Consider the following 23,030-nt stretch of genomic DNA (forward strand, 5'->3'; position numbering starts at 1 on the left):
ATCCCCTCGCCACAAGGGATCAGAACTGCCAGTTCAGGCTCAAGCCAACGCCGTGCAGCTTCTCGCGGCTCGCCAACTGGCCGTTGTAATCGAGGTTGACCCGCACGTCTTTGCTCAACGCCAGACTGGCCTGCACGCCGACCAGTGCGGCATCGCGCACCAGGGCCGAGCTTTCGACTGCATACGGCGCGCCGCCGCTGGCAAAGCGCAGGTGTTGCTGCGATTCGATGTCCGTCAGGCTGTGCTGCCAGCCGACGTGGCCGCTGACATCCAGCGACTGGCGGTTCGTCAGGTTGATCGTCTTGAGCGCTCGCACGCCGAGGGTGCTGAGCACCGCGTCACGCTGATCGCCAGAACTTTTCAGCGCTGCGCCATCGCCCTTCTCCCGAAAGCCTTCAGTGTCCAGATGCACATAGGTGAGGTTGGCGAACGGCTCCAGCACGTTGAGTCGATACGCCGCTTCACCGAAGACCTGGGTGGTTGCCGCATCGACTTTGGCTTTCTGCCTGGCACTGACATCGCCGTATCGCAGTTCGCGTTTCACATCGCCACGATGCCAGCTGTACGCGGCGCCGGTGCTCAAGCGCCAGGCGCCGATGGCATGACCGGCGTACGCGCCGAGGTGGTAGCTGTCGACCTTCGCCGAAGAATGCGTGCCCGAACCCAGGCTTAGCGAACTGTCGCTGTAACCGGTGACCAGACCGACGCGGGTCTGCTCGTCGAGCGCGCCGTCGACACCGGCCAGCAAGCCGCCGATCGAGGTGTTGTAGCCCGCCGTGTCGCTGCCCGAATCGGTGCGCCCCCAAGCGCCAAGGGCTTTGATCCAGCCATTGTTCTGCGCCGCCGCAGGCTGCTGCAGACGCTCGCCAACGGCGTCGCGCACCTGACGACTGTCATTGATCAGCATCGATCCGAGGGCCGGATAGATTTCGCCGCTCAATTGCTGGAAAGCCTGTTGCGCAGTGGCCACTGTCGGCGAACGCAGCAGGCTTTCATAGACTGGATTGCCAGCGCCCAAGCCCTCGGCGGCGGCCGCAACCGAGCGCTGATTCGGCGTCAGACCGACACTGGCGAAACTGTTCGAATTGCGTTCGATATTCAGCTGAATAGCGGTGGCGGCGTAGTCGAGACGGCCGCCGATAAACAGGTAGTTCGGCAGCACCGCAGCGAAGCGGCCCTGAATGCCATCGGCCGCCTGCAAAATGTTGTACTGCGTGCCGAGCAGACTTTGCACCTCGCGGGTGCTGAGCAGTGTCGGGCTGTTCTCCAGCGCCAGGCTGACCGTGGCCCCGCTGACGCTGGCACTGCCGCCGGCCACAAGGCGGTCGCTGGCGGTGGGCGACAGTTCCACGGCGTAGGTCGAGCCAGGCGCGAAGGTGACATCGCCCGCCACGTTCAGGGTGCCGATGGAATTGCCCGGCGCCACGCGAGCGCCGTTATTGGCCAGCAACGTTGCGATGCGCCCGGACCCGCCAAGCGTGCCGTTGGCGTTCACGGTAACGGCTGAGGCCAGCGAACCATTGACCGTCAGCAGACCGCCATTGACGGTGGTCGGGCCGCGATAGGTATTGTTGCCGGCAAGCACCAGTTGGCCGCCACCGGACTTGATCAGGCTGCCCTGATACACGCGATTCGCCGCTGCGGCATCGCGGGCCGTGCCGACCGCGTAATCGGTCTGCTCCTGCTGACTGGCGCCGACTGGAACGCCGCTCTGCCAGCCCTTGTCTTGCAGGGTTTGCTGCCAGGCGCTGTGTTCAGCGGCGTCTTCGCGCTGACGCTGGAGCAGCGCGGTGTCGGAGATGTCGTTGCTCCAGACATCGCGCTGGCCGGCGGCCAGATTGGCGTCGAAGGCGCCAAGCAGTTGTCCCGGGCCGCGCATCGCCCGGTTCAGATTGGCCACGCCCCAACCGACCCGCTCGCTCGGCGCCTCGGTCGGAGACCCGTCGAGCTGCGTGGCGGTGGTCAGTAGCACTTCGAGCGCTTGCTGATTGCTCATGTACGGATAGCGTTCCATCACCAGCGCCAACGCGCCGGTCGCGTGCGGCGCCGACATCGAGGTGCCGGACTTGATCGCATAGCCACCGCCGGGAATGGTGCTGTCGATCTTCGCGCCCGGTGTGCTGATGCACCAGTACTTGGCGATGCCGCACTGGTTGTACTTCTGCTGATTGCTTTGGTCCAGACCCGACACGGCCAGCCAGTGCCCTTCCAGATCCGGCTGAAAATACGGCAGTGCCGAACGCACGCTGGCATTCGGGTAGCCGCTGTTACCGGCGCTGAACACGTTGATCACACCCCGGCGCGAAACGTCGGCCGCCGCGTCGAGCCAAGTGCCTTTATTCCAGTGCTGGGCATAGGCGGCGTGCAAGTCCGCCAGCGTGCGGTAGCTGACGTCCGGCGGCTGACTGCCCCAGCTGTTGTTGATCGCTCGTACGCCAGCGTCGGCCAGGGCGTCGTACACCGCTTTGAAATAGCGCGGATCGGGATTGGGACCGAACAGGAAGCTGTCGTTCTTGTTGGTGTTGCCAACGAAAATCTGCGCGTTGTAGGCGACACCGTGCATGCCGCTGCCATCGCGGGAAGCGCCCATGGTGCCGACCACGTGGGTGCCGTGGGAATCGTTGTTGGGATTCAGGGTGCCGTTAACGGTGAACAGCGTACCGTCGACGTAACGGCCGCTGGCGAGTACCGGGTGGTAGCGCTCAGCCGCGAACTCGGGGTGGGCCGCATCGAAGCCTGAATCGAGAGCGCCGATTTTCACGCCTTTGCCGGTGATGCCGGCGGCATACGCTTGCTCGGCCTGCAGGCGGCCCAGGCCCCAGTCCCGGAGGAATTCGGCGCTGCGCCAACTGGCCGGGTCACCGGGCTGGCCGGATTCAAGATACTGCGCCTGGGCCGAGGTGGCAGAAATCACAAGCAACAAGGTGCCGACCGGGATCGGCTTGATGCGTACGTCCATGTTCATCACTCGCTTTTTTTGTTTTATCGGGTCTTTTTGCGGTGTTGCGTGTTCCGCGGGAGAGGCTTAGGGAGAGGGCTGTTGCGCGACCATAAAAGCCTCATCCACTCGCGCCAGGTCCTGCTCGTTCAAGGTCCCGGCGTAGTAATGCAATTTTGTCCAGGCCATTAAATAGTCGTAGCGCGCCTGGGCCAGATCCCGGCGAGTGGTGAACAGCTGCTGCTCAGCGTTCAACGCGTCGAGATTGGTCCGCTCACCGCCCAGAATGCTCTGCTTCGTCGAGACCACCAGCGCTTCAGCCGACTTCAACGCCTTTTGATAGGCGCGCAATTTGCTGACCCCGGACAGGCAGGCGCTGAACTGGCGGCGCAATTCGATCAGGGTTTCGCGGGTCTTGCCGTCGAGTTCGTATTCCGCCTGCTCCATGGTGCGGCTGGCCTGACGGGTGGAGGCCGACACCCCGCCACCGGCGTACAGCGGCACGCTGACTTCCAGCCCGATGGTGTTGGTTTCATAGCGCTGGTTGTAAGTGTTGCCGCTCTCCGACTCGTTATCGCGCATCGAGGCGTAGGCGTTGATTTTCGGCAGGTGCCCGGCGCGGTTACGCTCGACCTCATAGCGAGCCACTTCAACCGCTTGGCGCTGCGACGCCAGGTTCGGGTTGTTGCTGATCGCCAGCTCGTGCCAGGTGTCGAAGTTGGCCGGCTGCAAGGTGAAGGTCTGGAATTGCGGACCGAGCGGTGCCAGATCGCCGATGTCCACGGCCGGTACGCCGACCAGCGCCCCCAGCTCGCGCAGGGCCGCGTCCTGTTCGTTGCGCGCTTCGATTTCCTCGGCCGTCGCCAGTTCATAGCGTGACTCGGCTTCGAGAATATCGGTACGTGTGCCCTCGCCTTGCTTGAACATGTGTTCGTTCTGCTGGAACTGCTGTTCGTAGGCCTTCTTTTTGGCCTGGGCAATGTCGATCTGGTCCTGGGCAAAAAGCGCCTTGGTGTAGTTATCGAGCACCCGCACCAGCAGCTCCTGACTCTTGCCGCGAAACGCTTCATCGGCAAACAGCGACTGCGCCACGCCCTTGCGATACGCGGCGTAAGCCTCATAGTCGAGCAGCGGTTGCTGCACCGTCAGTGCCGAGCCGTAACTGTTGTAGTTGCGCTCGTCGGTACGGTTGCGCGCGCGCTCATCAAGGGACGTGGCTTTCGAAGAGTTGCGCCCCTTGTTGTAGGTGTAGCCAATTCTGGGTAACAGTCCGGCGCGGCCGATGGCGCGGTTTTCAAGACCGGCATCACGCTCCTTGATCGCGCCAAGGAACACCGGGTCATTGCGCAGCGCCTGTTCGTAGATCTCGAACGGCCCCATCGCCGCGACTGCCGAGTGGCTTGCGAGCAGCATCATCGCTGCCCCCAGCATTGAAAGCTTATTCATACAGCCGAACATCCTTATTCCTCGGTCAACGCGGAGCCGGCTCGATCGAGCAGCGGCTTGAACAGGTAGTTGAGGAGTGAACGCTCGCCGGTGCGCACGAACATTTCCGCAGGCATGCCGGGCTTGATCACCAGGCCGTTGAGTTTTTCCATGGCCTGATCGCTGACGCTGCTGCGCAACACGTAGTACGGCACGCCGGTTTTCTCGTCGACCATCTGGTCGGCGGAAATCAGGCTGACTTCGCCGGGTACACGCGGCGTTTTGCTTTGGTTGAAGGCGGTAAACAGAATGTCCACGGGCAAATGCGTGCCGACCTTGTCGATCAGGTTGATCGGCAAGTGCCCTTCCACTTCCAGGGTGGTGCCTTGCGGCACGATTTCCAGCAGGGTTTCACCCTGACGCACCACGGCGCCTTCGGTGTGGACGCCGAGGTTGACCGCGACGCCATCGGCGGTGGCGAGAATCTCGCTGTGTTGCAGGTCGAAACCGGCGGATGTCAGTTGCTCGGACAGGGTGACGCTTTTCAGTTGCGCGTCGGCCAGTTGCGTGCGGACTTCTTTCTGGTATTCCTCGCTGTGCTGCTGCAACTTCAGGCGCGACTCGAGAATGCCCTGCTCCACACGCCCGCTTTCGCCGGTGTTCTCTGCCAGTTGCTGTTGCACTTGCGACAGTTGTCGCTGGTAGTCCATCAAGCGGTTGCGCGGGATGTAGCCGTTGTCGGCGAGCGGTTGCAGGTTGCTCAGTTGTTGCTGCAAGGAACTGGCCTGGGCATTGAGGTCGCTGCGCGCACGGCGCATCCCCGCCAGTTGTGCGGTGGCGCCTTCGATGTTGGCGCGCAGTGCGGCTTGCTCACGAGAGAACGCTTCGCGACGGCTGCTGAACAGTTGGCGCTGGCCTTCAAGCACCAGCGCCAGGCGCGGGTCCGGGTCGTTGCTCAACTCGGCGGGAAAGGTCACTTGCTTGAGGTTGTCGCGCTCCGCCTGCCAGCGCGCGAGGCTGGCCCAGGCCATGCGGTATTGCGCTTGCAGCGATTGCACGTCGGCAGCGACTTGGGTCTGGTCGAGACGAAACAGCGGCTGGCCCTGCTTCACGATCTCGCCTTCGCGCACCAGAATCCGGCTGACCACGCCGCTGCTCATCGATTGCACGGCTTTGCGCTTGCCCGACACCACGACGGTGCCTTGCACGGGAATGCCTTGATCAAGCGGCGCCAGCGCGGCCCAGGTGAAGAAGCTGCCGGCACCGACGATGGCCAGGATCCAGCCCAGGCGCGCGAAGAATTTCGCGTCGCGTTCCGGGCGTTCGGTGAGGTAGGCGTGTTCCATGTTCGCTTCGTTTTCAGTGTTCATGCTGGCGCTGCTCATACACCCGAATTCCTTGTCGTGGGCTGATACTGCCGACTCATGCTGAGCCCGCCCGGTGCTGGTGCAGCTTTTTCACGGGGTTGTTCCTGCTGACCGGAGAGTGCTTTGAGCACGTCCTGGCTCGGACCGAACGCCTGCAAGCGGCCGTCATTGAGGACCAGCAGCTTGTCGGCCTGGGCCAGCACCGAGGAGCGATGCGTCACCAGTACGACGGTGGTGCCTTGCGCCTTGAGTTGCGCAATGGCACTGGCCAGTGCCGCTTCACCGACGGTGTCGAGGTTGGAGTTGGGTTCGTCCAGCACCACCAGGCTCGGGTTGCCGTACAGAGCGCGGGCCAGGGCCACCCGTTGTTTCTGGCCGCCGGACAAGCCGCTGCCGTCCTCGCCCAATTGCGTGTCGTAACCTTGCGGCAGGCGCAGAATCATCTCGTGAACGCCGGCCTGCTGCGCGGCGGCGACAACCTTTTGCGGGTCGGCGTCGCTGAAACGGGCGATGTTCTCGGCAATGCTGCCGCTGAACAGCTCGATGTCCTGAGGCAGATAACCGATGTAGGGGCCAAGTTGATCGCGGTTCCAACGGTGAATGTCGGCGCCGTCCAGACGCACCGTGCCGCCGAGGGTCGGCCACACACCCACCAGCACCCGTGCCAGCGTCGATTTGCCGGAGCCCGAAGCGCCCAGCACGCCCAACACTTCACCGGCGCCCAGATTGAAATTGACCATGTGCAGGGTCGCTGTCCGCTGCCCCGGCGGCCCGGCGCTGACCTGTTCGAACGTGATCTGGCCTTTCGGCGGCGGCAGGGCCATGGCCTCGTCGCTCGGCGGGAACGCCTGCAACAGCGCATCGAGACGGCGGTACGCCAGTTTCGCCCCGCTCCACTGTTTCCACACGGCGATCAATTGATCGATCGGACTCAACACGCGCCCCATCAGAATGGAACCGGCGATCATCATCCCCGCGGTCATATCGCCCTTGATCACCAGCAATGCACCGAGTCCCAGCACCAGCGATTGCAGGCACAGACGCAGGGTCTTGCTCAGCGAGCTGATCACCGCGCCGGTGTCGCTGGCCTGGTTCTGCAAACCGAGGAAGCGTGAATGCACCTGGAACCAGCGTTTGCGCAACGAGCCGAGCATGCCCATGGCTTGAATGGTTTCGGCGTTGTGCAAGTGGCTGGTAGCCAACTGGCTGGACTTCTGGGAAAAACCAGCGGCGTCGCCCAGCGGCTTTTTCGTCATGTATTCATTCAGGCACGCAAGTGCGATCAACAGCAGCGCCCCCGCCGTAGCAAGTACGCCCAGCCAGACGTTGAACAGGTAAATCACAAACAGGTAGACCGGAAACCACGGCGCATCGAAGAAAGCAAACAGCGCCGGCCCGGTGACGAACTGGCGAATGTGGGTCAGGTCACCCAGCGATTGCCCGGCGTTGCCTTCGCCCTTGAACAGATTGCGTTCGAACGCGGCCTGATAGACGCGCAGGTTGAAGCGGCGCTCCAACTGGCTGCCGATGCGGATCACGATAAAACTGCGGATCACTTCCAGCAAACCGATGAAGGCGAAGAAACCGACGACCATCAGCGACAGCATCGCCAGGGTGGTTTCGTTCTGCGACGAGAGCACCCGGTCATAGACCTGCAGCATATAAATGGAGGGCACCAGCATCAGCACGTTAATCAGCGCGGTGAAACAACCGACGCTGATCAGGATGCTCTTATAGTCACCCAGTGCCTTGATTAACGGAGCGGTGGCTGGGGCCTTCGCCATCTTCATTGGTTCTTCCTGGAATTATTGCTCGTCATGCGCTGACGGGACTTCAATTAATCAAGCGAGCCATGCGTCAACACTGTTTCGCGAGGGGCCGCTTACACTTTCATAACAACTAGCGCTGCTCAATGCAGTGCAGTTGTCCTCAAAAATCTTTTTATAACCAGTGGGTGAATCCTTATATCCAACTTGATTGGCAACCTCGATCATTTGTCGGGTGCTACACGCTCCAGCGTCACGACAAGGCCGGACTGCAAAGTCGCCAGATAATACCCATCACGTTGTCGGCTGAAGAACTGGATTCTTGAGCCTTCGTTGCCGGTCATGGATAAGCCGTCGGGGTCAGCAAACCAGCCAATCGGCGCCTGCTCCAGCCATGCGCCCAGACAATTGGTCCCTTGACCCAAAGTCTGGTTGGCAAGCAGTTCAACCTCACAGGTATTCGAGGGCTTGTCTTGCAGCTTTTGCGCCTTGGGGTCATCACGTGTGGTGGACAGCGTTGCCAGCCACTTTCCGGCAAACACTGAAGGTTCTTCGAGCCTGAGGCTGCTGGCCATACCTGTTTCTCCTGAAATCACAAGGAACGCCGCACAAAGCCACGCCGCTGCCCTGTAGGTAAAAGCTTTATTGACCATAAGAAAATTCGCTCCAGCCTGTAGCGTTGCGTACAGCGCGTACCGATGCAAGCAAAGAAAGCGACGCATCAAGCGCCGCTTTCCCGTTCACATCACGCCACGATGTCGCTGTACGCTGCCTGGCCAACCGTGCTGACAGCGAAGTCAGCCACGCCATGCCCGGTGAAGTCCACCGACAACAGGCTGTTGCCGCCCGACGAAGTCAACACCGCATCGCCGGCCGCACCGGTGAAGCTGCTGACGAAGTGCAGGCCGGCCCCGTTGGTGATGCCGGTCAGGTCGATTTTGTCCAGACCGCTGACGAAATCGAGGATCTGATCGATCGCACCCGGTTTGGAATCGGAACTCGCCGCAAACACAAACGTGTCCGAACCCGCCCCGCCCCACAGCTTGTCGGCACCGCCGGCGCCAAAGAGGATGTCGTTGCCGGCACCGCCCTTGAGCTCGTTGGCAATGCTGTTACCGATCAGCAAATCGCTGCCGGAACCGCCGATGGCGTTCTCGATGATCGCGCCTTTGGCGATGGACACGTTACCCACCATGCCGCCAACGTCGGAGAACGAGGCGTCATTGAGGTTGATTTTCTGGTTTTGGGTAAAACCGGAGAAATCCAGGGTGTCCTTGCCGCCGGCGTCCCACACCGAGAACACCACTTTGTCGCTCGACGACGAAGCGCTAAGGAAATCGCGACCGGTGTTGGAGTTGAAACCGTAGGTGGAGTCACCGGTACGGGTGGTGGTGTTGGCACCGTAGAGTTTCTGGATCGCAGCAATGTCATCCATCAACGGACCGGACGCGTAGGCTTCGACGCCGCCCTTGCTGAAGTTCTGGTTGGTGTTGCTCTCGCTCCAGTAACTCATGATGCTGTAGCCGCGGGTGTCTTGCCCGTAGGACGCATCGTTGTAGGTCGGGTTGCCATTGCCGGCGTTGTAGTCCCCAGGATGGGCCAGGCCCAGGCTGTGGCCGATCTCGTGAGTCAGGGTCTGACGGCCGTAGTTGTTCAGGTCCGGGTTCTTGTTTTGCGTATAGCCGCTGTTGATCAGGTACCACGAGGTGCCGTCATAACCGGCGCCCGTGCCTGGCAGATAGGCGAACGCTGCGGCACCGTCCTGGCCACCGCTGTAGTTACCGAAGGTCATGTGGCCGTCACCACCCGAGGCTTTCTCGGTGAAGGTCACGTTGGCCACATCCGCCCAGGATTGCATGGCGAGCTTGGCCTGGGCTTGTTGCTGCGCGCTGAACTGGCTGAATCCGCTGATCCCGTGTTTGTTCATCGTGCTGGACGATGCCGACGTCAGGAACGTGTAGGTCAGTTCGATCTTGCCGCTGCCGTCCTTGTCCTGGTAGGCAGCGCCGTCGCGCAGCAATTGCGTAGCTGCCTGGTCGACGGAATACGAAGGTTTGCCATTGACCGTGAGGTTGCCGCCACGATCGTACTGATGGCTGAAGCTATTGATCTGGTTGTACGCCGAGCTGAAGGCGGCCAGCTGGAAAGCCTGTTCGGCGGAATCAACAGCGTTGGTTTTAACTTTCGACATAAACACACTTCCTTGTTTAGCAATGGAACAGTTTTTGTCCGACAGGACGATCTTTGGCGAGATCGTCCTATCACTCGCCCAATGAAGGCGTAACGAACCTGACACAATTTGAAATCTGTCGTAAAGGATTTTTTTGCGATCCAATTTGGCTGTATCAGGAAACTGCCGTAAACAAAGCGCGTGGGGCGGGAATATTGTTTTTAGTTGCGTGAAGATTGGAAATTGTCTGACGATTTTCTATTTAAATATTAAATATCGGTGAGTTTGGTTTTGTTAGCAAAGTCTCATTTTGGCATGGCAGTGCCAGCACTCTGGCATCAATTAATATCAGGTCTTCCGCTCTCCCTTGTGGGAGCGGGCTTGCTCGCGAAGGCGGCCTGTCAGTCGATAACTGTGTTCGCTGGCCCACCGCCTTCGGGAGCAAGCCCCCTCCCACAGGGCCGCGTGTTTGCCTGAAAAAAATTAGCTACCTGTACGAATTTTGTTCCACACCCGCGTACGAATCCGGTCAATGTTCAACGGCATCGCCTCCAGAGCAAACAGCTTGCCCATCATCTCCGGACTCGGATAAACCTTGGTGTCGTTTCTGATCGCCGGGTCGATCAGGCTGTCGGCCTGTTCGTTGCCGTTGGCGTAGTGCACGTGGTTGCTGATGGCGGCCATGACGTCGGGACGCAGCAGGTAATTCATGAAAGCGTAACCGGCCTTCTCGTCCGGCGCGTCGGCGGGCATGGCGACCATGTCGAACCAGATCGCCGCGCCTTCTCTGGGAATCGCATAACCGATGTCGACGCCGTTCTTCGCCTCTTTGGCGCGATTCTCCGCTTGCAGGATGTCGCCGGAGAAGCCGACCGCGACGCAGATATCGCCGTTGGCCAGGTCACTGGTGTATTTCGAGGAATGAAAATAACTGACATAGGGCCGCACTTTCATCAGCAGCGCTTCGGCTTTTTTGTAGTCCTCGGGATTCTTGCTGTGATGTGGCAGGCCAAGGTAGTTGAGCGCCGCCGGAAGCAACTCCGGGCCGTTATCGAGAATCGCCACACCGCACTTCTGCAGCTTTTCCATGTATTGGGGCTTGAAGATCAAATCCCACGAATCCACCGGCGCATCTTCGCCCAGTACCGCTTTGACCTTGGCAATGTTGTAACCGATGCCGGTGCTGCCCCACAGATACGGAAAGCCGTGCTCGTTGTTCGGGTCATTGGTCTGCAACGCCGTGAGCAGCACCGGATTGAGATTTTTCCAGTTGGGCAGCTGGCTTTTGTCGAGTGTCTTCAGTGCCCCGCCCTCAATCTGTCGCGCCATGAAGTGGTTGGAGGGAAACACCACGTCGTAACCGGATTTGCCGGTCATCAGCTTGCCGTCGAGGGTTTCGTTGCTGTCGTAAACGTCATAGGTGACGCCGATCGCGGTTTCCCTGGTGAAGTTTTTTGTCGTGTCTGGCGCGATGTAGTCGGACCAGTTGTAGACCTTGACCGTCTCGGCCGCATGACTGACGGAAACGGCCAGCAACAGCGGCGCCAATGCGAGGGTTTTCTGGATCATGGGGCGATTCCTGTATGGGCTTTTTTTGTTGGCAGGCAATCAAAGATCAAGCAATCAGAAAATCAGCACGTAGCTCTTGCGCACGGTTTCCTGGATATCCCAGGTGCCGAGCGTGTTGGCTGGCAACATCAGTGCGTCGCCGCCTTGTATGTGCAGGGTTTCGCCACCGCCGTCCGGGGTGAACGTGCAGCGCCCGGCAATGAAATGGCAGAATTCCTGCGCGGTGATCTGCCGACGCCAGCGCCCTGGCGTGCACTCCCAGACGCCGGTTTCGACGCCGTCGACGCGCTCCACGCTGGTGCTCGAAGCGATAGCGACCGGCTCGCCCAGCGGCACGGCCACCGGGGCGGATTCATCGAGCGACAATGTCGCGGTGTGCTTGAATTGCGTGATGCTCATGGGCATGACCTGCTTTTTAGGGGGACGACGTTCAGTGCATGAAACCTTCCATGAACCCGGCGACGCGGCTGGCCAGTTTGCGCCGCCAGGGTGGCGTCGCCGGATTGGCCAGGGTCTGGTCTTCGTGCACGAAGCTTTTGATGATTGCGTTGTAGCCAAGCCAGCGGCACGGCTCCGGCTCCCACGCGCGCAAGGCTTGAATGCCGCCGTCCGGCAGCACCCACGGTTGTTGCGTCAGTTCGGTCTCGCGCTCAAGGATCAGATCGGCCAGGGTGCGCCCGCCCAGATTGCTGGCGCCAACGCCCTCGCCGCCGTAACCGCCGGACAGCGCAATGCCTTCGGCGCGATCACAAAGCATGTGCGGCCTGAAATGTCGGGACATGCCGAGGTTGCCGCCCCAGGCGTGAGTGATCCGCACGTTTTTCAGTTGCGGGAACAACTCACCAAACAGGTAGCGGCGCAGTTCGACTTCATCGCGAGCCAGATCAAAGTTGTGGCGCAAGCGGCCGGCGAACTGATAGCCGCCGCGCGCCCCGAACACCAAACGATTGTCGGCGCTGCGCTGACCGTAGGTAACCTGGCGGCTGAACTCGCTGAAGGCCTGGCCGCGACTCAGGCCGATTTCGTCCCAGGTCGCGGCAGATAAGGGCTCTGTGGCGACAATCAGGCTTTGCACCGGCAACTGGTAACGACCCAATGGCGGCAGCGTCACCGAATAGCCTTCGACGGCTGGCACGATCCAGCGGCTGCGCACGCTTGCCTTGGCGGTGCGCAAATGGCCCGATTGCCAATGGGTGACCGGGCTGTTTTCGTAAATCCTCACGCCCATGCCCTGCACGGTGCGCGCCAGCCCCCGCACCAGTTTTGCCGGCTGAATCGTGGCAACGTGCGGCGCAAAAATGCCGCCATAGGGTTTCGCCACGCGAATCTGTTGCCCCAGTTGCTCCGGGCTGAGCCAGCGATAATCGTCCTCGGTCAGGCCTTGGCCGTACAGCTTGCTCAGATAGTCGCGCAGGGCTGTCTCCTGCTCTGGATAGCGCGCCGCGCAATAAAGCACCCCGCCCTTGCGATAATCGCAATCGATGCCTTCTTTTTCGACGACGATTTCCACCTCATCGGGAATGCTGTGCAGCAGATCGAACGACGCTCGACGCTGCTCAGGCGACAACCCGGCCAGCAGGCGATCTTCGCCAAGCAGATTGCCCATCAGCCAGCCGCCATTGCGCCCGGACGCGCCGAAACCGGCGGTTTGCGCTTCGATGATGGCGATATCGAGTCCGGGAGCGTGTTGCTTGAGGTAATAGGCGGTCCACAGCCCGGTGTAACCGGCACCGATAATCGCCACGTCAACGTCCAGATCCTGCTCAAGCGCCGGACGCGCGATCAGCGGCTCATCGAGTTGGTCCATCCATAAACTGATAGTGCGCCACGCCGGCATGCAGGACTCCGCCACTGAGAACTTTCGATGACGTCGATCCTAGCGGCGGGCGTTAGCCGATGTCTTGCGCGCGTGTCCGCAAAGAAATTTGTTTGGCGTAAGCCTTTGGCGACTGCCCGGTGTGCTGGCGGAAACAACTGTAAAACGCCGACAGCGAGTTGAAGCCAGCGGCGAACGCCAGCTCATCGATGCGCACCGGCAATGTGGCGCTGTCCAGCGAGCGCAATAAATGCTGCAAGCGCGCCTGATTGACGTAACGATAGAAGCTTTGGCCCAGCACTTGATTGAGCAGATACGAGATCTGATTACGGCTATACCCGCACTCCTTCGCCACCCGTTGCAGGTCAAGCTCGGGGTCGAGGTAGGGTTGTTGTTGCTCAAAGTATTGCTGCAGGTCTTGCGCCATGAAGCTTAACTGCCGTGGCGACAGGCCCAGACGACTCACCGCCGGACGCTGGCTCGCCGGCGCCGTGCCGCTCGCCTGGGCACGCAGCAACGATGCGTATTCATTGACACGCCAGATCAGCCCGTCCCTGACCGTAATCGCCTCGCTGGAACGGAACGACACCAACCCTTCACCGCCGCGCAAGGTGACTTCGTATTGAATGAATGCAGTGTTGCCATCCACGCGAATGCGGTCGCAGTGCTCCAGCAGTTCGTCGGATTCTCGCGGCATGCTGACACGCACGTACTCGCGCAACTCATCCAGGCCCAGCACGCGATTCTGAAAGAAATCGTTGTACTGGATCGCCGGATGGTAGAGCGCCATGACGCTGTCCAGGTCCCGGTGCTTCCAGCTCAAATGGTAGCGCATGACCGTGGCGGCTGTGGCCTGGGTCTGTTCTGGGCCGTCGTCGTCGGCGTGCATAGGAGGCTCGGCGAAAAGAACCGAGCTTGCCCAAGATCGCCGCCGGCTTCAATGAAAAAACCGTAGTGGCGTTTTGGCGATTAGTGGAGGCGACGTGATCTACATCAAAAAAATCAGTGCAATCGCCAAACGGACTGAAAAAACTCACAGCTTTTTCACATACGGATGCTACTTTTAATACCTGTCACCGGTTGAGCCAATGAAGGCTCTTCCCTCCTAACATGAGCAAACGGAAGCGCTCGATGAAGAAGGCGGGCAACACATGAACAAAGGGTTTAGCAAAGTCACGTTTCCCAATGCCTGCCAGCTGATGCGCTGGCATTTTCATCCCATGGGGTTTGAGGCCACGATGGATGCGCCTGGCAGCCTGGTGGCTCGTTTGTTCGATCGAAAGAGCGGCGAAACCTTGATTGCAATCGCGGGCATTCCTTGTGCCACGGTAATGAATGCGGCGGATGTCGAGCTGATCATTGAGGCCATCGAGGCTGAGCTGGAGGCTTTTACTCCTCCGGAATTATTCAAGAGCTACGCGTAAGCTATTGATTTAATTTGAAAAGCCCGCAGCGATGCGGGCTTTTTGTTTGTGAGAGTAAGTGCTCGCGATAGCGGTTTGACAGCCGCCTCATCCATGACTGAACACACCCAATCCCGATACCCGCGCTCCAACGCCGCCCAAGCTCCAATGCAAAAAGCCCCGAGCCCAAAAGCCGGGGCTTTGTCGTTCAGCCGATTTTCTTTTCAGGTCGCTGGTCGGCAAAAAACGGCTTGCCCCTCGCCACCCGATCGGACGCACGCGGCATGTTGGCCGCGGGTGCTTCCTGAGGATCGACGTACCAGTAGCAATGGCTCACCGCCCGGGTGATGCCGACATAGGCCAGGCGCAGGATTTCGTCCTTTTGCGCGCTGTCGTAGGGTTCGCTGTCGCCGTTCTTGCCCAGGCCGGCCATGCGGTAAACCTGATTTTTGTAAGGTGAGCTGGTCAGGTGCTGACAATCGCCAAGCAGAAACACGGCATCGGCCTGTAGGCCTTTTGCGCTGTGATAAGTGAGCTGTTTGAGCCGTCGGGCTTCGTACGGCAAGCTCGAATCGACATTAACTACAGACTGAATATGCTCCTGTATCAATAACTTATCGCTGCTTCTTCGATAAAGCATCAAGATTGAATGACCCTGCCGGTAGTGCTCGGCGAGGCGCTGGCCCATGGCCTGATCATCGCGCTCCAAGACATTGACCGGGTGCGGGGTCTTCGGCTCACCGCTGGCCTTGGCTTTCTTGCCCGCGATCGCCGGTGCTGCACGGACGATGTGTTCCGCGGCGTCGATGATGTACTGGTGGCTGCGGTAATTGTCGCTGAGCATCACTCGGGTGGTGCTCGGCGACGGGAACTCCTTGTTGAATTCCATGAAGTAACTCGGCGAACTGCCGCGCCAGCCATAGATGGATTGCCAGTCGTCCCCCACGCACAGCAGCGACGAACGCTGCGCACCGCGGCCGATGTGCATGGCCGGGCCGCGGCTGCGGATTTCGCTGAGGCTGGCGCGGATCCACGAGACGATTTGTGGTGAAACGTCTTGAAATTCGTCGATCATCAGGTGCGACAAAGGCCTGAGCAGTTCGTCGCTGAGCAGCTTGAGATTCTCCGGCGAATGCTCGCTGAACAGCGCAAACATGCGGTTGTAAGTCATCACAGGAGGTTTCTGGTCCAGCAGGTGGTCTTCGAACGCCCGCCAGAACAGGCTCAGTGCCTCAAAGAAAAACCGGTCCGGATCATCCTTGGCGAAGCTCATGCGCCCGACGGCATCCGGCACATCCAGGCCCAGATTCTCGATAAAGCCTGCGGCCGCGACGAAACAGTCGAGCAATGGCGCCGAGGCCAGTTCTCCCTTGACCTTGTAATCGAAGCCGGGGCCAGCACTGGCATCACCGGCGAGGGTCGCCAGAACCCGGCGAGAAGATTCGTAGCTATCTAACCAAATCAAAGGCTTACGGCAGAAAGCTTGAAACAGAGTGCGCTTGACCGCCCACTCTGCACGCAGGCTAAGCTTGGCGTTGGGTCGGCAGACCTGCGGGTTTTCCCGGGGGTCAAAACCCAGCACCACCCAAGCATCCAGACTGGGGATGTAACCATGGCAGTGGAAGGTCGAGCCATTGATGTCGAACGTCTGCCGATTCGGCTCGATGCCTTTGATCGGCCAGGCGCCCGCGCGAAACCAGAGGTCTTCGATCGCATCGCACAGTTCCTCATCGCGCCTGGACGCCAGTTCGGTGACGGCCATGCGCTTCTGCACATCAGGATGGTCACGTTCCAGCTCCTTGAGCTGCAAACCGGCACGCGACAGCGGCTGAATCAACTGACGAAACCGCTCATCCTCGGTGAATAAACGGTGGTAACAGGCATTGAGTTGCTGGCGCTGCGCATCGTTGATGCGCAGGTCGAACGGATTGCTGTCCGCCTCCTCTTCGCCTGCGAGTGAACGCTGGCTGAGATTTTCGAAAGCCTGCAAACGCTCGAATCCCGCCAAGCTGCGCACCATGGGCAAAATTCGCGAGTGGAACGTGCGCACCAGCTCCCGCGCCTGCCTGAGGCTCAACGTCAATCCCCAAAGCGCAAACACTTCAATCAGTTTATCGATGAAGTCCTTGCGCGACTCGCGGGTGAAGGTGACCACGGTCATCGAGTCCAGCTCAAAACCCAAGTAATGACTCAGCAACAGAATGCGCAACACCAGCGTGGTCGACTTGCCGGCACCCGCGCCGGCCACCACGGAAGTCGACGGCGTATCGCTGAAAATCATCTTCCATTGCGCGGCGCTGGGCTGAGCGTGTCCGGGCAGCAAACGGCCGACATCCGCTTTCATGCGTTTTTTCAGTTCAGCCGTCAGCGGCAGGCGCCAGTCGTCGAACAAATGGTTATCAACACTGGGCGGCCGATGTTCGGTGCTGCGGCTGTCGCGGATCAACAGGACCTGACGCCCCTCTTCCAGCCCCTCGAGCTTACCCTCCTTGAAACCGTACTCGACGCCGGCCGTGTGGCCGCTGCGAAACCCATCCGCCTGGCCGTGCAGCCAGGACGCACGGTGCTGGGCGCGCAGACGGGTCAGTCCGTGGCCGAAGAAGCGTGCGGCCAGACGCTTGAACCAAGGCATCTCGGCCAGTGGACGAAGTTCGGGGGGCAGTTCGGGGGTGTGTTGCGCCACGCTGACGGGCTCCAGTGTCTGAGGCTGTTGGCGGCTATGGTGTCTGTATTCGCCGGCAAGTTCTAGCGAAATGCTTACGGGTCATTGGTTTAGGTGACGAAGTGAAGGTGGGATAAGACCACCACCAGCGCCCGACTGATCAAAAAACCGGATCATCATGCCGCAGTTTTTACGCTTTTTATCGATGGTTAACTGATAGATGATCGCCTCCATCAACCATGGGACACAGCCCATGGCGAACTTTTCGAGGCGACGATCATGCTGGAACTCAGACCTTTCAACTCCCTGGGCGGTGCCCACCACGGCTGGCTGGATGCCCATCACCACTTTTCCTTCGCTGAGTACTACGACCCGAACCGCATGAGTTGGGGCAACCTGCGGGTGTGGAACGACGACATCATTGCCCCCGGCACTGGCTTCCCTCAGCATCCGCACCGCGACATGGAAATCATCACCTATGTCCGCGAAGGTGCGATTACCCATCAGGACAACCTGGGCAACAAGGGCCGAACCGAAGCGGGCGACGTGCAAGTGATGAGCGCTGGCACCGGCATCGCGCACAGCGAATACAACCTGGAAGACAAGCACACGAAAATCTTCCAGATCTGGATTCTTCCTACCGAAACCGGCGCACCGCCGTCATGGGGCGCGAAACCTTTTCCCAAGGGGCAGCGCGAAGGCTTCGTGACACTCGCCAGCGGCAAGGCTGGCGACGATCAAAGCCTGCGCATTCGCGCCAATGCTCGTTTGGTCGCGGCCAAGATCAAGGCTGGCGAAACCGCAGAGTATCGGCTCGATGAAGGTCGTCGCGCCTACCTGGTTCCGGCGACCGGCGTGATCGACGTCAACGGTTTACGCGCTCAGGCGCGCGATGGCGTAGCGGTGACCCATGAGCAGGTGCTGACAGTCACGGCCATCGAGGACAGCGAAATCGTGCTGGTAGATCTGGCGTAAATCGCAGGCAAAAAAAAAAAGGGGCGACCTTGAGGTCGCCCCTTTTTTTTGTGCTGTCACTGGCCGGAAATGGCGCCATCCACCAGTGTTTGCGCTTCTGCCACCAATTGCTTGAGGTGGTCCTCACCGACGAAGCTTTCGGCGTAGATCTTGTAGATGTCCTCGGTACCCGATGGACGCGCCGCGAACCAGCCGTTTTCAGTCATCACCTTCAGGCCACCGATGGCCTGATCGTTGCCCGGCGCGTGACTGAGAATGCGCTGGATCGGCTCACCGGCCAGCTCGGTCGAGGTCACCTGCTCGGGCGACAGCTTGCTCAGCAGGGCTTTCTGCTGTGGGTTGGCCTTGGCGTCGACGCGCACCGAGAACGGCTCGCCCAGTTCATCGGTCAGCGCGCGGTAAGCCTGGCTTGGATCGCGACCGGTACGCGCGGTCATTTCGGCGGCGAGCCATGCCGGAATCAGACCGTCCTTGTCGGTACTCCAGACACCGCCGTCCTTGCGCAGGAACGATGCGCCGGCGCTCTCTTCCCCACCAAAACCGAGCGAACCGTCAAACAGACCGTCAGCGAACCACTTGAAGCCGACCGGCACTTCGTACAGGCGACGCCCCAGACGCTTGGCAACGCGATCGATCAGGCCACTGCTGACCACGGTTTTACCCACCGCCGCATCGGCGCGCCATTGCTCACGGTTCTGGAACAGATAATCAATGGACACGGCCAGGTAATTGTTCGGCGCGAGCAAGCCACCGGATGGCGTAACGATGCCATGGCGATCGTGGTCAGGGTCGCAAGCGAACGCGACGTCGAAACGCTCTTTGAGGCCGATCAGACCTTGCATGGCATGGCTGGACGACGGGTCCATGCGGATCTGCCCGTCCCAGTCGACGGTCATGAAACGAAACGTCGAATCGACTTCTTTATTCACCACATCAAGATCAAGACGATAGTGCTCGGCAATGGCTGACCAGTAGCGCACCCCTGCTCCGCCCAGCGGGTCAACACCCAGACGCAGTTTGGCGTCACGGATGGCATCGAAATCGATGACGTTGATCAGGTCGGCAACGTAGGTGTTCAGGTAATCGTGACGATGGGTGGTGTTGGCCCTGAGTGCCTGCTCGTAACTGATGCGCTTTACACCCGCCAGTTTGTTGGCGAGCAATTCGTTGGCCTTGGCTTCGATCCACTTGGTGATGTGCGTATCAGCCGGACCGCCATTGGTCGGGTTGTATTTATAGCCACCGCTTTGTGGCGGGTTGTGCGACGGTGTAATGACGATACCGTCAGCCAGACCCGAGGTACGACCACGGTTGTAGCAAAGAATGGCGTGGGAGATAGCCGGCGTTGGCGTGTACTCATCGCCTTCGGCAATCATCACGGTGACACCGTTGGCGGCAAGCACTTCCAGCGCACTCGCCCCGGCCGGGGTCGACAATGCGTGCGTGTCGATACCGACGAACAGCGGACCGGTGATGCCCTGGGCTTCGCGGTACAGGCAAATCGCCTGGCTGATGGCCAGCACGTGCCATTCATTGAAACTCAAGTCGAAGGAGCTGCCCCGGTGGCCGGATGTACCGAACGCCACACGCTGGGTGGAAACCGATGCATCAGGCTGGCCGGTGTAATAGGCCGTAACCAGTCGCGGGATGTCGACCAACAAGTCTGCCGGTGCCGGTTTGCCCGCAAAAGGACTGAGTGTCATGCAAAACCTCTGAAATCGAGTGGTTCAGGAAATACAGCGCAGTTTACTGGCAGTTTGACCGCGGGGCGATGGGATGTTTCCGAAGTGCGTCCGATGTTTTTTAACGTTATCCACGCTGGGACAAGCGCAACGCATCGCCCAGCAAGCCGATGACAGTGCCCAGATCGCGCTCGCCATGCCCCAGCGAGTTCAAACGCAGGTAATCGCTGTGCAATCCCTCGAGACTGAACAGCGCTCCCGGCGCAACGATGATTTGCTGCCTGAGCAGACGATGAAACACACGTTCCATGTCCACCGGACGTAACGACCCCACCCAGACGGTCGCCCCACCCTGCGGTTCGACCATGTGCAGCGCGTCCACCAGGCGCTCGCGCAATAACTGAATCAACTGCGTGCGACGCTCCTTGAGCATTCGCCGCAGGACGGCCAGATGTTGGTCCAGCCGTCCGCTTCCCAGGAGTCTGGCAATGGCTTTCTGGCGGATCGGCGACAGGCGAAACGCACGCAGCAGAAAATGTCGCTGCAGCTCGCTGCGCCAGTGGCGCGATAGCACAAAACCGAACGGCGCCTCGGCACCCATGAATTTCTCGAATGTGGAAAACACCAGCAGGCGATCAGGATCAAGCCAGTCACGCAGACGCTGGCCGCTGCCCGATTCATCGAGTTCGCTATAACAATCGTTCTCCAGAACCCAAGTCCCGTGGCAGCCCAGCAGATGGGCGATAGCCTGGCAGTTGGCCGCAGATAACAGGTTGCCCTGAGGCATGCTCAGCGCGGATGACAACAGAACCAGTCTGACCGGTTCACGTTTGAGCAACCCCTCCAGCGCCATGAGATCCAGCGCACCCTCGGCCAGCACGGGCAACTCGATGACCCGCACTTCGGCCGCTTCCAGCAGGCGCAGGATTACCCAGTCGCAAGGCGACTCCACCACCACAGTCGCCTGACGCAATTGCAGTACCGAGATCAGGATTTCCAGTACGCCACGCAGGTCGGCGCCAACGTAAACGTCATCGGCATACCAGCAGTTGGCCGTGGAGGTGGTGTAGCGTGCGGCCAGCACCGTGCGCAATTCCAGTTCGCCGCAGGGCTGCGCGATCGTTTGCAATTGTCGTGGATACTGACGCAAGAGTTCTCGCTCAAGCGTCAACAAGGGGCTATCCAACGGTTGCAGCGAAGCCGGCTCGTCGGCGCTCAACACACACATCCCTGGGCGACGGGCGTTGACGTACACGGTTTCGAGCAGATCACTGCCACTGTCGGGCGTGTCTGTCGCCAAAAGCGCTGGCGCGTAATAGCCCGACTTGGCGATTGAGTACACCCGGCCCTCTTTTTCCAGCAAGGAGTACGCGTACTGCACGGTCGAGATCGACACATTCAGCCGGTCTGCCAATTGCCGCAATGAAGGCATGCGCACCGGCGCATGACTCCCCGCTTCTTCAATCAGCATCGTCAGATATCGGTAGACCGCCTGATAAACGAAGTCATTTTCCCGCGGCGCTTTCACAACGCCGGTTCCGTAAACACCGACGCAAATCCTGACAAATGGCTCACACTCAGCTTTCCGTCGACCGCTCGACTGCCGGCACAGTCCCCGTCCCGCCCTGGCAACCATCGCGTGAGGCACTTTCGCGCACGGCCGAGATTTGCACCGGACCCATTGCATAGAGACGTTCGATCAAGACGGTCGGCAATCCGCTGACGTCGGTCATCCACTTCAGAACTTGCTCCGGTGCCTGCAAGCCCTGCATTGCACGGTGCAGCTCCGGCATCGCGACCAGCATCCCCGGATGGCAATTGCGCAGGAACCGTTCAAGACCGGCACCAGCATCGATGAACGGCGCGAACAGCAGGCACGTCAGCTGCACTTCATTAAGATCGAAGCTCTTCAACAGATAACTCTCTGCCGCGTGCAAAGGGTCAGTTGGCTGCACATTGCCAAGGCTTGCCAGCAACTGCTCGCAAACCGGCTCGGGCACCGACTCCTTACGCATCCTGACCAGCCGCGCCTCGAGGTAATCACTGACGCCCGCCTGATACGTCCGCCCCTCGATGAACTGTGCATGCAAACCGCGCAAATGCGCCGAAACCAACGGGTCCGCGAAGGGCTCGTCACAGGGGTAAAGCGTCAGGTCATCGGCATCGAACTCGAGAAAATCGCCAAGCAGCGGCCAGCGCTCCTCAGGCCCGCCGACGATCATGTCGTTGATGTCGATGAAGTGGGCACGCCGGCAGGTTTCAAATTGGCCTTCGGGACGCCATTGCGCACGTTCTTCCTCGATATTGAACTCTCGGTAAAAGTCATTACCCAGCCCGTCGAGCAGCGCGAACAGCATGTCGAATCCGGCGCCACCCGGCAGCGGACCGGCCAGCCCTACCCGCTGCACTGCACGATTCAATCCGTCGATAAAGTGCTGCTGGCTGGCTGTCGATTCGGTACTGACCATGGCATCGACGCCGTTATTCCAGCGGGCAATCTGGCCGTAATAATCGGCCGTTGCCAGGTAAGCGTCATCCCATAGCTCCAGCGTTTCAATCCAGTTGCGGCGATGGCCGACCAGCATCAGATTGATGCGGCTGGCCTCGCGCCCCGCCTCGCTGACGGGCGCACGATGGTCGAACGGCAAAACCTCGCAGTGGTCCACCATCAGCAATTCGACCCGAGGATCGTCGTAAAGGAACAGCGCACTGTAGCTGCGGTGCATGTTCTGCAAGGCCGCGGGACGTTCGCCATTCCAACGCAGCGTTGCCACGCGCAGCTGGAAGGTCGCCGGGGCACGCCCAGCGATACTCAACTGCGCCGCCCGAAGCAAGGCCAGCGTGTAGCAGCTGTCGCGAGACCCGGACTGATTCACCAGCACCTTGAAATGCCCGATGTTATCCATGCCGCCAGCCGCTGCGACCAGGCGCTGGATCAATAACTGCAATGCAGTGCGTTCTGCGCGCGAGAAGAAACCCAGCAAGCGTTGTAACACTTGCTGGTAGACATAGTTCATTGCCTGATCATGGATCGTGCTCATCAGTATTTACCCGGAATCGAAATTTCACGCCATGCAGACTGGAGTCTCTGCCGCATGGCAATTCATCAATAAGTAATAGACGCCCAAATGCTAACACTTACAAAGTTGTAGTCACTTGAAACACTTGAGCGCAGAAAAGCTCGAAAATCAGCCATCTCCTAGCTCTATCTATTTGTTTTTTATGTGTTTTTTATATCGAGAAAATATCCTAGGAAA

General features: G+C 59.9%; 16 protein-coding genes. 2 read left to right on the forward strand and 14 right to left on the reverse strand.

Annotated features, from left to right (window positions below):
• Positions 1 to 19: 19 nt before the first annotated feature.
• The 10 genes from HU765_RS02900 to HU765_RS02945 all read right to left on the reverse strand — a co-directional run bounded on the left by HU765_RS02900 (position 20) and on the right by HU765_RS02945 (position 13,940).
• Complete coding sequence (locus HU765_RS02900) at positions 20 to 2,959, reverse strand: autotransporter serine protease (RefSeq protein ID WP_186618970.1); 2,940 nt, start codon at positions 2,957 to 2,959, stop codon at positions 20 to 22.
• A gap of 66 nt (positions 2,960 to 3,025) precedes the next feature.
• A complete protein-coding gene (locus HU765_RS02905) occupies positions 3,026 to 4,396 on the reverse strand; it encodes a TolC family outer membrane protein (protein ID WP_186618971.1) in 1,371 nt (456 codons plus the stop codon).
• 2 nt (positions 4,397 to 4,398) lie between these two features.
• Entirely contained in the window at positions 4,399 to 5,748 is a 1,350-nt protein-coding gene (locus HU765_RS02910; protein ID WP_186618972.1) for an HlyD family type I secretion periplasmic adaptor subunit, read from the reverse strand.
• Positions 5,745 to 7,520, reverse strand: coding sequence for a type I secretion system permease/ATPase (locus tag HU765_RS02915; RefSeq protein WP_186618973.1), 1,776 nt, complete (start codon positions 7,518 to 7,520; stop codon positions 5,745 to 5,747). The genes HU765_RS02910 and HU765_RS02915 overlap by 4 nt, the downstream gene beginning before the upstream one ends.
• Positions 7,521 to 7,720: 200 nt before the next feature.
• On the reverse strand, positions 7,721 to 8,149 hold the full coding sequence (locus HU765_RS02920; protein ID WP_186548422.1) for an AprI/Inh family metalloprotease inhibitor: 429 nt from the start codon (positions 8,147 to 8,149) through the stop codon (positions 7,721 to 7,723).
• 92 nt (positions 8,150 to 8,241) lie between these two features.
• Complete coding sequence (locus tag HU765_RS02925; RefSeq protein WP_186548361.1) at positions 8,242 to 9,687, reverse strand: serralysin family metalloprotease; 1,446 nt, start codon at positions 9,685 to 9,687, stop codon at positions 8,242 to 8,244.
• 462 nt (positions 9,688 to 10,149) lie between these two features.
• On the reverse strand, positions 10,150 to 11,235 hold the full coding sequence (locus HU765_RS02930) for a polyamine ABC transporter substrate-binding protein (protein WP_186618974.1): 1,086 nt from the start codon (positions 11,233 to 11,235) through the stop codon (positions 10,150 to 10,152).
• A gap of 54 nt (positions 11,236 to 11,289) precedes the next feature.
• The gene (locus tag HU765_RS02935; protein WP_186618975.1) at positions 11,290 to 11,634 is read right to left on the reverse strand and encodes a cupin domain-containing protein; all 345 of its coding nucleotides are present in this window, start codon (positions 11,632 to 11,634) and stop codon (positions 11,290 to 11,292) included.
• Between the two features lie 31 nt (positions 11,635 to 11,665).
• The gene (locus HU765_RS02940; RefSeq protein WP_186618976.1) at positions 11,666 to 13,072 is read right to left on the reverse strand and encodes an FAD-dependent oxidoreductase; all 1,407 of its coding nucleotides are present in this window, start codon (positions 13,070 to 13,072) and stop codon (positions 11,666 to 11,668) included.
• 52 nt (positions 13,073 to 13,124) lie between these two features.
• Positions 13,125 to 13,940, reverse strand: coding sequence for a helix-turn-helix domain-containing protein (locus tag HU765_RS02945; protein WP_186548370.1), 816 nt, complete (start codon positions 13,938 to 13,940; stop codon positions 13,125 to 13,127).
• A gap of 262 nt (positions 13,941 to 14,202) precedes the next feature.
• Between HU765_RS02945 and HU765_RS02950 the strand changes: the two genes are divergently transcribed.
• Complete coding sequence (locus HU765_RS02950) at positions 14,203 to 14,475, forward strand: DUF1652 domain-containing protein (RefSeq protein WP_186548372.1); 273 nt, start codon at positions 14,203 to 14,205, stop codon at positions 14,473 to 14,475.
• 187 nt (positions 14,476 to 14,662) lie between these two features.
• Here HU765_RS02950 and HU765_RS02955 read toward each other — a convergent pair whose 3' ends face one another.
• Entirely contained in the window at positions 14,663 to 17,137 is a 2,475-nt protein-coding gene (locus HU765_RS02955) for a UvrD-helicase domain-containing protein (RefSeq protein WP_186618977.1), read from the reverse strand.
• Positions 17,138 to 17,395: 258 nt separating this feature from the next.
• Between HU765_RS02955 and HU765_RS02960 the strand changes: the two genes are divergently transcribed.
• Positions 17,396 to 18,091: a pirin family protein gene (locus HU765_RS02960; RefSeq protein ID WP_186618978.1), complete on the forward strand. Its 696-nt coding sequence runs from the start codon at positions 17,396 to 17,398 to the stop codon at positions 18,089 to 18,091.
• Between the two features lie 56 nt (positions 18,092 to 18,147).
• Here HU765_RS02960 and pgm read toward each other — a convergent pair whose 3' ends face one another.
• The 3 genes from pgm to HU765_RS02975 form a co-directional block, all read right to left on the reverse strand.
• The gene (pgm, locus tag HU765_RS02965) at positions 18,148 to 19,794 is read right to left on the reverse strand and encodes a phosphoglucomutase (alpha-D-glucose-1,6-bisphosphate-dependent) (RefSeq protein ID WP_186618979.1); all 1,647 of its coding nucleotides are present in this window, start codon (positions 19,792 to 19,794) and stop codon (positions 18,148 to 18,150) included.
• A 106-nt stretch (positions 19,795 to 19,900) separates the two neighbouring features.
• The gene (locus HU765_RS02970; protein ID WP_186618980.1) at positions 19,901 to 21,301 is read right to left on the reverse strand and encodes an aminotransferase class I/II-fold pyridoxal phosphate-dependent enzyme; all 1,401 of its coding nucleotides are present in this window, start codon (positions 21,299 to 21,301) and stop codon (positions 19,901 to 19,903) included.
• Between the two features lie 49 nt (positions 21,302 to 21,350).
• Positions 21,351 to 22,814, reverse strand: a complete 1,464-nt coding sequence (locus HU765_RS02975) for a hypothetical protein (protein ID WP_186618981.1) — start codon at positions 22,812 to 22,814, stop codon at positions 21,351 to 21,353.
• Positions 22,815 to 23,030: the final 216 nt, after the last annotated feature.

Source organism: Pseudomonas sp. SWRI81 (assembly GCF_014268545.1).
Lineage (GTDB): Bacteria > Pseudomonadota > Gammaproteobacteria > Pseudomonadales > Pseudomonadaceae > Aquipseudomonas > Aquipseudomonas hamedanensis.